Source organism: Streptomyces sp. SPB074, assembly GCF_000154905.1.
Lineage (GTDB): Bacteria > Actinomycetota > Actinomycetes > Streptomycetales > Streptomycetaceae > Streptomyces.
On the sequence record NZ_GG770539.1, the window covers coordinates 4,772,834 to 4,782,364 of the forward strand.

At 70.6% G+C, this 9,531-nt stretch carries 8 protein-coding genes and 1 pseudogene; 2 read left to right on the forward strand and 7 right to left on the reverse strand.

Annotated elements, in window-relative coordinates; genetic code table 11:
* The 6 genes from SSBG_RS20070 to SSBG_RS20095 form a co-directional block, all read right to left on the reverse strand.
* The coding region (locus SSBG_RS20070) for a BadF/BadG/BcrA/BcrD ATPase family protein (protein ID WP_008747900.1) at window positions 1-543 on the reverse strand (543 nt) is incomplete at its 3' end.
* Window positions 534-1,820 carry a 6-phospho-beta-glucosidase gene (locus tag SSBG_RS20075; protein ID WP_008747901.1) on the reverse strand — a complete coding sequence of 429 codons (1,287 nt, stop codon included), beginning with the start codon at window positions 1,818-1,820 and terminating at the stop codon, window positions 534-536. The genes SSBG_RS20070 and SSBG_RS20075, both read right to left, overlap by 10 nt.
* 30 nt (window positions 1,821-1,850) lie before the next feature.
* The gene (locus SSBG_RS20080) at window positions 1,851-2,756 is read right to left on the reverse strand and encodes a carbohydrate ABC transporter permease (RefSeq protein WP_008747902.1); all 906 of its coding nucleotides are present in this window, start codon (window positions 2,754-2,756) and stop codon (window positions 1,851-1,853) included.
* Window positions 2,757-2,759: 3 nt separating this feature from the next.
* The gene (locus tag SSBG_RS20085; RefSeq protein WP_008747903.1) at window positions 2,760-3,812 is read right to left on the reverse strand and encodes a carbohydrate ABC transporter permease; all 1,053 of its coding nucleotides are present in this window, start codon (window positions 3,810-3,812) and stop codon (window positions 2,760-2,762) included.
* Window positions 3,813-3,823: 11 nt separating this feature from the next.
* Window positions 3,824-5,143 carry an ABC transporter substrate-binding protein gene (locus tag SSBG_RS20090; protein WP_008747904.1) on the reverse strand — a complete coding sequence of 440 codons (1,320 nt, stop codon included), beginning with the start codon at window positions 5,141-5,143 and terminating at the stop codon, window positions 3,824-3,826.
* 403 nt (window positions 5,144-5,546) lie between these two features.
* Complete coding sequence (locus SSBG_RS20095) at window positions 5,547-6,731, reverse strand: ROK family transcriptional regulator (protein ID WP_008747906.1); 1,185 nt, start codon at window positions 6,729-6,731, stop codon at window positions 5,547-5,549.
* A gap of 207 nt (window positions 6,732-6,938) precedes the next feature.
* On the opposite strand from SSBG_RS20095, the gene SSBG_RS20100 reads away from it, so the two are divergent.
* Window positions 6,939-7,382 (forward strand): NUDIX hydrolase, encoded by a 444-nt coding sequence (locus SSBG_RS20100; RefSeq protein WP_037871670.1) that lies wholly within the window; start codon window positions 6,939-6,941, stop codon window positions 7,380-7,382.
* Between the two features lie 181 nt (window positions 7,383-7,563).
* On the opposite strand, the gene SSBG_RS20105 is transcribed toward SSBG_RS20100, so the two are convergent.
* On the reverse strand, window positions 7,564-8,640 hold the full coding sequence (locus SSBG_RS20105) for a mechanosensitive ion channel family protein (protein WP_008747908.1): 1,077 nt from the start codon (window positions 8,638-8,640) through the stop codon (window positions 7,564-7,566).
* A 227-nt stretch (window positions 8,641-8,867) separates the two neighbouring features.
* Here SSBG_RS20105 and SSBG_RS20110 point away from each other — a divergent pair.
* Window positions 8,868-9,395 (forward strand): annotated as a pseudogene (locus tag SSBG_RS20110) (HNH endonuclease); the annotation flags it as partial.
* Window positions 9,396-9,531: the final 136 nt, after the last annotated feature.

Genomic DNA, 9,531 nt, shown 5'->3' on the forward strand with positions numbered 1-9,531 from the left:
CTCGGCGCGCGCGGCGAACCACAGCGCCTCCTCGGAGAGCCCGCCGCCACCGCCCCAGTCCCCGGAGATCTTGCCGATCGCGGGGAACCGGGCCGTGCGCCCGTCGGGGTGCATCCCGGCGCAGTTGACGCCCGCGCCGCACACGACCGCGACACCGCGCGGGTCGGCGTCCTCCAGGAGCCCGGCGCGCAGGACCGCGAAGGTGTCGTTGTAGACGCTCGTGCTCGCGCTCCAGCCGCGCTCCTCTATCGCGGCGGCCAGCTCGGCCTCCTCGACCGGGAGGTCCGCGTTGGCCAGGCACGCCGAGGTGTGCCGGGCTCCGCCGACGAGGGGGAGCCCGGCGTCGGCGAAGGCGCGCTCCACGATCTCGTGGAGGATGTCGATCGCGGGTTCCACCCCGATCACGGGTGGCTGGAAACCACCGCCGCGCGCGGCCCCGAGGACGGTGCCGTCCTCGGCGACCACGGCGACGTCGGTCTTGCTGTTGCCCGCGTCGATCGCCAGGACGGCGGCCCGGCCCGCGCGGGATGTGCTCAGGCCCACGCCAGGTGCTCCCTGTTGTGCGCGATCAGCTCGTCGGTGAGCTTGTCCGCGTACTCGATCTGGCCGACCAGCGGGTGCGCCAGGAGCGCCTTGAAGACGGCGTCGCGGCTGCCGTGCAGCGCCGCTTCGAGCGCCAGGTTCTCGTACGCGGTGGTGTGCGCGATGAGCCCGGCGTGCAGCGGGTCGAGCGAGGGCACGGGCAGCGGCGTCGCCCCGGTCGCGTCGATGCTCGCCTGCACCTCGATGACGGCGTCGTCGGGGAGGAAGGGGAGCGTGCCCTTGTTGAAGGTGTTGACGACCTGGTACGGCGAGCCGCCCGTCGCCATGCCGTCCGCCGAGCGGCCCAGCAGGCCGGCGGCGAGGTCCACGGCGGCCTCGGAGTAGAAGGCCCCGCCGCGCTTGGCGAGCAGCTCCGGCTTCACGTCGAGCTTCGGGTCCCCGTACATCTCCAGGAGCTGCTTCTCCATCGCCGCGACCTCGGAGGCCCGCGTCGGCTTGGTCCGCTGCTCCCGCACGACGGCGTCGTGCTGGTAGTAGTACCGCAGGTAGTACGAGGGGACGACACCGAGCCGCGAGACGACCTCGCGCGGCATGTGCAGGTCCTCGGCGATGGCGTCCAGGTGCTCGGTGAGCAGCCGCGGCAGTACGTTCTCGCCCTCGGGACCGCCGAGACGCGCGCCCAGCTCCCACGTCAGGTGGTTGAGGCCGACGTGGTCCAGGTGCACCTCGGCGGGCGCCACATCAAGGAACTTGGCGAACTTGCGCTGGAAACCGATCGCCACGTTGCACAGACCGACCGCCTTGTGCCCGGCGGTGAGCAGGGCGCGCGTGACGATGCCGACCGGGTTGGTGAAGTCGATGATCCACGCGTCCGGGTTGGTGCGGCGCACCCGCTCGGCGATGTCGAGGACGAGCGGCACGGTGCGCAGCGCCTTGGCGAGGCCGCCCGCGCCCGTCGTCTCCTGGCCGACGCAGCCGCACTCCAGCGGCCACGTCTCGTCCTGGTCGCGCGCGGCCTGACCGCCGACGCGGAGCTGGAGGAGCACGGCGTCCGCGCCCTCGACACCCGCGTCCAGGTCGGAGGTGGTGACGATCCTGCCGGGGTGGCCCTGCTTGGCGAAGATGCGCCGGGCGAGGCCGCCGACGAGTTCCAGCCGGTCGGCCGCCGGGTCGACCAGGACCAGTTCCTCGATGGGCAGGGTGTCGCGCAGGCGGGCGAAGCCGTCGATGAGTTCGGGGGTGTAGGTCGATCCGCCGCCGACCACGGTGAGCTTCATTGGTTCTCAGCCCTTTGCTCGGGGTGGGCGTCAGCCCTTGACCCCGGTGAGAGTGACGCCTTCGACGAAGGCTTTCTGTGCGAAGAAGAAGACGATGACGACGGGTGCCATGATCAGCAGCGTGGCCGCCATCGTCATGTTCCAGTTCACGGCGTGAGCGCTCTTGAAGGATTCGAGTCCGTAGCTGAGCGTCCAGGCGCCGGGGTTCTGTGCCGCGTAGATCTGCGGGCCGAAGTAGTCGTTCCAGCAGTAGAAGAACTGGAAGAGCGCGACGGCGGCGATCCCGGGCTTGGCCATCGGCACGATGACCTTGAGGAGGGTCCTGAACTCGCCGCAGCCGTCCACCCGCGCCGACTCGATGTACTCCTTCGGGATCGTCAGCAGGAACTGGCGGAGCAGGAAGATCGAGTACGCGTCGCCGAAGGCCATCGGGATGATGAGCGGCCACAGCGAGCCCGAGAGGTGGAACTGCTGCGCCCACACCAGGTACATCGGGATCACGATGACCTGCGGGGGCAGCATCATGGTCGAGATCACCATGATCATCGCCGTCTTGCGGCCCCGGAAACGGAACTTCGCGAGGGCGTAGGCGACGGGCACGGACGAGCACACGGTGAAGAAGGTCCCGGCCACCGCGTAGATGATCGAGTTCTTCCACCAGGTCAGGAAGCCGTCGGTGTGGAAGACCTTCGAGTAGTTGTCCCAGTGCCAGGAACTGGGCCACAGGTCGCCGCTCATCGCCTGGCTGTCGCTCATCACCGAGGTGAGGAAGACGAACACGAACGGCAGGATGAACAGGAGCGCCACGGCGATCGCGACGGTGTGCACCGCGATGAAGTGGAGCGCCTTCTTGCGCCTGCCCCCGCGCGGGGCGTGAGCGTTTCTCGGCTCCCCGGCGGACGCCTGGACCGGCGCGTGCAAAGTGGTCGAGGTCATGGGTCAGTCCTCCGTCAGCAGGCCGGTGCTCTTGCGCATGAGCAGCAGGGTGACGGCCATGGCGATGGCGAAGAGCACGAGCGAGAGCACGCACGCGGCGCCGGTGTTGAAGTTCTGGAAGCCCATCGAGTAGACGAGCTGGGGGACCGTGATGGTCGAGTGGTCCGGATAACCGGGCTGGATGACCGAACCGGGACCGATGTTGACGCCCGAGGCGAGCTTTCCGGCGACGAGTGCCTGCGTGTAGTACTGCATCGTCTGCACGACACCCGTGACCACGGCGAACATCACGATCGGCGTGATCGAGGGCCACGTCACGTACCGGAACTTGCCGATCGCGTTCGCGCCGTCCAGCTCGGCCGCCTCGTACTGCTCCTTCGGCACGTCGAGCAGCGCCGCCATGAAGATGACCATCAGGTCGCCGATGCCCCACAGCGAGAGCATCACGAGCGAGGGCTTCGACCAGTGCGGGTCGTTGAACCACGTCGGCGCGTCGATGCCGAGGTGGCCGAGCAGTTCGTTGACCGGGCCCGTGGACGGGTTGAGCAGGAACACGAAGGCGACCGTGGCCGCGACGGGCGGGGCGAGGTAGGGCAGGTAGAAGATCGTCCGGAAGATGCCGACCCCGGACTTGATCTTCGTGACCAGCAGCCCGATGCCGAGCCCGAAGACCACCCGCAGCGCCACCATGACCACGACGAGCCACAGGGTGTTCCACAGCGAGGGGCCGAAGAGCGGCATCTGCGTGAACACGTACTTCCAGTTCTTGAGCCCCACGAAGGTCGGGGACTTGATCTGGTTGTAGTGCATGAACGAGAAGTAGACGGTCGCGATCAGCGGATAGGCGAAGAAGACCGAGAAGCCGATGAGCCACGGGGAGAGGAATCCGACCGTGCGCAGCCGCGCGCGGTTCTTCTTGCGGCGCAGGGGAGCGCTGTCGCGGGGCGTGCCGCTTCGGAGCGTGCCGCCCTTGGAGCCCTCGCTCGCGCCGCCGCCGGTGCCGCCGCTCGTGCCGTCCTTGGTGCCGGCCCGTCCGGCCGGGAAGGAGAGTGCCATGGTTCGCTGCCTCAGTTCTCGGACTGGAGGTTGTCGGCGTCGATCTGGTGGTCCAGGTCCTCAAGCCCCTTCTTGAGGTTGTGGACCTTGCCCTCCTCGACCGAGTACGAGAAATCCTGGAGGGAGGTGATGTACTGCCCGCCGTTGTTGGAGGGCGGGATCGCCTGGCTGTCGGGGTTCTGGGCGATCTTGAGGAACTGCTGGAAGGCCGGGTCCGCGTCGAGCTTCGGCGACTTGAGCGCCGCGAAGGTCGAGGGCACGTTGTGGATCGCGTTGGCGAAGTCCACGACCTGCTCGGTGTCCGTGGTCAGGTACTTGACCAGCTCGAACGCCGCGTTCTGGTGCTTGCTGCTGTGCGCCACGCCCGCGACGGTCCCGGTCAGGTAGCCGCGCCCGTAGGTGTCGGCCTGATCGTCCGGTACGGGGAGCGGGGCGACGCCCCAGTCGAACTTCGCCTTCGCGTCGTCGAGCATGAGACCGCGCCACTCGCCGTCGAGGTGCATCGCCAGCTTCTGCGTGAGGAAACCGTTCTGCGCGGACATCTCGTCGCCGAAGGAACCCCGCAGACGCTCCAGCTTGCCGTAGCCGCCCTGCGCCTTGGAGATGTCGTCCATCGCCTTGAAGAAGGCGTAGGTCTTCGGCTCCTCGGCGAGCTGGGCCTTGCCCTTCTTGTTGAAGTACTCCGGGCCCCACTGCGCGAACATCCGGTCGGGACTGTTCTGGTAGAGGCGGAAATTGGGCATGAACCCGGCGCGCTTGAGCGTCCCGTTGGAGTTCTTCTCGGTGAGCTTGGCGGCGTCCGCCTTCATCTCCGAGATCGTGTGCGGGGGACGGGAGATCCCGGCGGCCTTGAAGAGGTCCTTGTTGTAGTACATCCCGTACGCGTCGGCGAGCAGCGGCAGGGCGCACTGCGTGCCCTCGTACTGCGTGTAGTCGAGCAGCGTCTTCGGGAAGACCTTGTTCTTGTCGATGCCGTTCTTCTTCATGAACGGATCGAGATTGGCCCACATGCCGGAGGAGCAGTACTGCCCGACGTTGTTGGTCGTGAAGGAGGTCACGACGTCGGGAGCCTTGGAACCACCGGCGCGCAGAGCCTGGTTGATCGTTTCGTCGCTGACGTTGCCGGTCGCCTGCACGTGGATGTTCGGGTGCAGTTTCTCGAAGCGGGCGATCGACTGATTGATCGCCTTGACCTCGCCGGGGGCCGACCAGCCGTGCCAGAACTTGATCGTCACGGGCTTGGTCGGGTCGTCGTTCGCGCTGCCCGTGCTCGGGTTCGCGCAGCCGGTCAGGACGAGCGCGGCGCTCGCGAGCCCGGCGAGCGGGATCACGGCACGGCGCCGGGCCCTGGCGGCGGTCGTACGGGGGACGGGGCCTGCGGAGGCCGTCCGTGCGGCCTTCGGCCGGGGGACGGGTATGCGCCAACGCGGCATGGCTGGCTTCCTTCGTGGGACGGGGATACGGGGGGCGGGGGGTTCGGCCGGCCCGGGGGAGTGGGGGCGGGGCGGCGGGTGGTGCGGGTGGTGCGGGTTGTGCTCGGTGGTGCGGGTGGTGCCGGGTGTGCGGGTGCGGTGCGGGAGTGCGGGTGCGGCTGGTGGCCGGGGTCCGTCCGGGCTGGACGGGGGAGTCTCCTCGGGCGGGCCCCGGCGGTCGGTGGGCGGGCGCGAGAGGAGCTTTCGGTGAACAAGTGTCTACCGAAGGATCGCCGCTCTCGCGCCGCTGGGTGAACAGTTGTCAACTGGTGTCGAAGGCGGCGTCACGGGCTTGTTCGAGCGCGATGTGCAGCGCTCCGACGAGGATCGGGTCGCCCTCCAGCTCGCTGATCCGCAGGAGCGGCCTCGGCAGCGCGAGCCCGGTCAGCTCCGCTTCGACGCGGGTGCGCAGTTCCTCGCCGCCCGCCTCCGCGACCTGCCCGGAGAGCACGACGAGTTCGGGATCGACCACGGCGACGACCGCCGCGATCCCGGTGGCGAGCCGCCGCGCGGTCTCGTCCAGGACGGCGGGCACGGTGAGCGCTTCCGTGAGCGGCGCGTCGCCCGCGAGGGCCCGTACCGCCGGAACGGACACGAGGCTCTGGAGACCGCCGCCCCCGTCGTCCCCGGCCGTCGCGCCCTCGCCGCCGCGGGCGAGCGGGGCGCCGGGCAGCGGCATGTAGCCGATCTCGCCCGCGCCGCCCGTCGCGCCGCGCAGGAGCGTGCCGCCGAGGACGATCGCGGCGCCGACGCCCCGGTCCACCCAGGCGAGGACGAAGTCGTCGTGGTCCTGCGCCGCGCCCTGGTACTGCTCGGCGAGCGCCGCGAGATTGACGTCGTTCTCGATCCGTACGGGCGTGCCGATCTCCTCGGCCAGCTCGGCGAGGAGCGTGCGGGAGTGCCAGCCGGGCAGGTGCGGCGCGTACCGGAGTTCACCACTGGCCGGGTCGAGCGCTCCCGGTGTGCCGATCACGGTGTGGTGCAGGCGGTCGGCGCGCAGACCGGCCTCGGCGAGCGCGGCCTCGACGGCCTCGTGCACGAGCTGCGCCGTCCGGTTGCGTACGTCCTCGGCGACGGCATCGGCCTCGACGCGCCCGCGCCCCACGACGCGGCCCGTTATGTCGGCCACGAGGGCGCTGATCCCGGTGTGCCCGACGCTGAGCGCGGCGACGTGCGCGGCGCTCGGATCGACCTCGTACAGCAGCGCCTTCGGGCCGGGACGGCCGCTCTCGCTGCCGCTGCTGCGGACGAGCCCGGCGGTTTCGAGGCGCGCGAGCAGCTGCGAGGTCGTCGGCTTCGAGAGCCCGGTCAGCTCTCCTATCCGGGTCCGGGTGAGCGGCCCGTGCAGCACGAGCAGGTCGAGAGCGGCGCGATCGTTCATCGCGCGCAGGACGGCGGGGGTGCCGGGCGTCGCGGCCGGGGTGCCGGGGGTGGTGCTGGAAGCCATCGCCTGCGACCCGCCCTTCTGGGGTTCCTGACCTCCCCAACGGCATTGTTAGGAAGGTTTCCTATCGGTGGCAGGAACTTAAAGGACGAGGAGACGGGAGTCAATAGCCGGGTTTCGGGAGGAGTGGGAGAGGAGAGGACGCGGGTGAGGGTGGGGAATTGCTGCGATATCCGCTCATTGCGGGCAAAAGGTGTGTGGGGGGTGTGCGTGGCGCGCTGGCCGGTCTCGGTGAAGGGGGTCACGCTCGATCCGGCGGGGCGCGTACTCCTGCTCCGCAACGAGCGCGAGGAGTGGGAGCTGCCGGGAGGGCACCTCGATCCGGCGGACGCGAGCCCCGAGGCGGCGGTGATCCGGGAGCTGGCGGAGGAGACGGGCTGGGGCGTGGAGCCCGCCGAACTGCTCGACTCCTGGCTGTACGAGCCTCTGCCGGGGCGGCGCGTGCTGATCCTGACGTACGGCTGCCGTCTGCTGACGCCTGATCAAGTACCGGTGCTGAGGGAGGAACACGGGGAGCTGGGGCTTTTCGCCCGGGCGGAGGTGCCGGGGCTGCGGATGCCGGAGGGGTACAAACGGTCCGTCGCGCGGTGGTACGGGGCTGGGCGTGTGGACGGGGGCCGGGGCGAAGGGGGAGCGGCGGTTCGCGGGAGGTGAGCGTGCGGGGGCCCGGCGCGCTTCCGGGTTCCGCTCCCGGCCACCCGCCGCGCCGCCGTGACGTCGCGCCGCCGTGACGTCGCGCCGCCGTGACGTCGCGCCGTCGTGACGTCGCGCGCCGCCATGCCGCCACCCTGCCGCGCGCCACCCTGCCCCGAGCCCTCCGCCCTTCCGCCGCCCGTTACTTCTGCAACGGCGGCGACGGCGGCAGCGGGCTCGCGTTGAGCGACTGCGGGGACGTCGTGGAGGCGTACGCCGAGGGGGCCGCCACCCCGGACTCCGTGTCCGTGCCGGCCGCCGCCGGGGCCGACACCGGCATTCCGCCGACGATGCTGATGCCCTCGCGGTCGAAGGCCCGCTTGATGCGCCAGCGCAGTTCGCGTTCGACCGCGACCGCCTGGCCCGGCATCGTACGGGCGGCCACCCGCACCACCATCGAGTCCAGGAGCACCGAGTCCAGGCCCAGGACCTCCACCGGTCCCCACAGCCGCTCGCTCCAGGGCTCCTCCTTGCTCATCTCCTCCGCGACCGACGCGAGCGTCGCCTTCACCGCGTCCAGGTCCTCGTCCGCCTTGACGGTCACGTCCACACCCGCCGTCGCCCAGCCCTGGCTCAGGTTGCCGATCCGCTTCACCTCGCCGTTGCGGATGTACCAGATCTCCCCGTTGTCCCCGCGCAGCTTCGTCACACGCAGGCCGACCTCTATCACCTCGCCGCTGGCCACTCCCGCGTCGATCGTGTCCCCGACCCCGTACTGGTCCTCCAGGATCATGAAGACGCCCGACAGGAAGTCCGTCACGAGGTTCCGCGCGCCGAAACCGATCGCGACGCCCGCGACGCCCGCGGAGGCGAGCAGCGGCGCCAGGTTGATCTTGAAGGTCGACAGCACCATGAGGGCCGCCGTGCCGAGGATGAGGAAGGAGGCGACGGAACGGAGCACGGACCCTATGGCCTCGGAGCGCTGACGGCGCCGTTCCGCGTTGACGAGGAGGCCGCCGAGCGCGGTGGTCGCCGCGTTCTCGCCGGTGCGGTTCATCCGGGCTATGAGGCGCGTGATCGTACGGCGCACCATCTGGCGCAGGAAGAGCGCGACGACCACGATCAGGACGATGCGCAGACCCACGCCGAGCCAGTCGGACCAGCTCTCCCGCACCCAGTCGGCCGCGTCCGTCGCACTCTCCTGGGCGTCCTGGAAAGTGACGGGATCAGAGCTCGAACCGGGGGCCGTAAGGACGGGCGACACCACGGGGACCTCCATGTTCGGGAACGGTCCACCACACTAACGGGGCAGCGCCGAGGCTCCGTCGCGCTGCGGGCGGGGGCCCGCTCAGCCCCAGGCAGCGGCCTCGCGGTGGACCGCGCTGTGGGCGAAAACACGTCGGGCCCGTTACCCGTCCATGGTGGCGCCGCCACCGGGCCCGGGGTGAGACTGGAGCGGATCGTCCCGGCGCGAGCCACGCGCCGCCGGCGTACAAGGAGGCACACGTGCCGCACGTCCTCGTCCTCAACGCCTCGTACGAGCCCCTCGGCGTCGTACCGCTCCGCCGCGCGCTCGTCCTCGTACTGGAGAACAAGGCCCAGTGCCTGGAGGAGACCGGCGTCTTCCTCCACAGCGCGAGCCGCACGGTCCCCGCACCCAGCGTGGTCCGGCTCAAGCGCTACGTCCGGGTGCCCTACCGGGGGCCGGTGCCGCTCACCCGGCGCGCCCTCTTCGCCCGCGACGGCGGCAAGTGCGCCTACTGCGGGTCCGTCGCCACGAGCGTCGACCACGTCGTGCCGCGCAGCAGAGGCGGCCGGCACGCCTGGGACAACGTCGTCGCGTCCTGCCGCCGCTGCAACCACACCAAGGCGGACCGCTACCTCGCCGACCTCGGCTGGCGCCTGCGCCACGCCCCCGCCCCGCCCAGCGGCCTCGCCTGGCGCATCATCGGCACGGGCCACCGGGACCCGAGCTGGCTCCCCTACCTGCGCCCCTTCGGCGCCGACGACGCCCTCGCCCGGATCGAGGCGCTCGGCGGACCGCAGGCCGGGGAGACGGCGGATGGCTGGGGGACGGTGGCGGGTCAGGGACATGGCCAGGGCCAGGGGCACGGCCTGGGTTCCGGTGCCCCGGGCCTCGGCACCGGCGGCGCGCAGCCCTTCGGGGAGG

Excerpts from the sequence above, each read along its gene's own strand:
- SSBG_RS20075 (WP_008747901.1), bottom strand. The coding sequence starts at position 1,820 with ATGAAGCTCACCGTGGTCGGCGGCGGATCGACCTACACCCCCGAACTC.
- SSBG_RS20080 (WP_008747902.1), bottom strand. The coding sequence starts at position 2,756 with ATGACCTCGACCACTTTGCACGCGCCGGTCCAGGCGTCCGCCGGGGAG.
- SSBG_RS20085 (WP_008747903.1), bottom strand. The coding sequence starts at position 3,812 with ATGGCACTCTCCTTCCCGGCCGGACGGGCCGGCACCAAGGACGGCACG.
- SSBG_RS20095 (WP_008747906.1), bottom strand. The coding sequence starts at position 6,731 with ATGGCTTCCAGCACCACCCCCGGCACCCCGGCCGCGACGCCCGGCACC.
- SSBG_RS20105 (WP_008747908.1), bottom strand. The coding sequence starts at position 8,640 with ATGGAGGTCCCCGTGGTGTCGCCCGTCCTTACGGCCCCCGGTTCGAGC.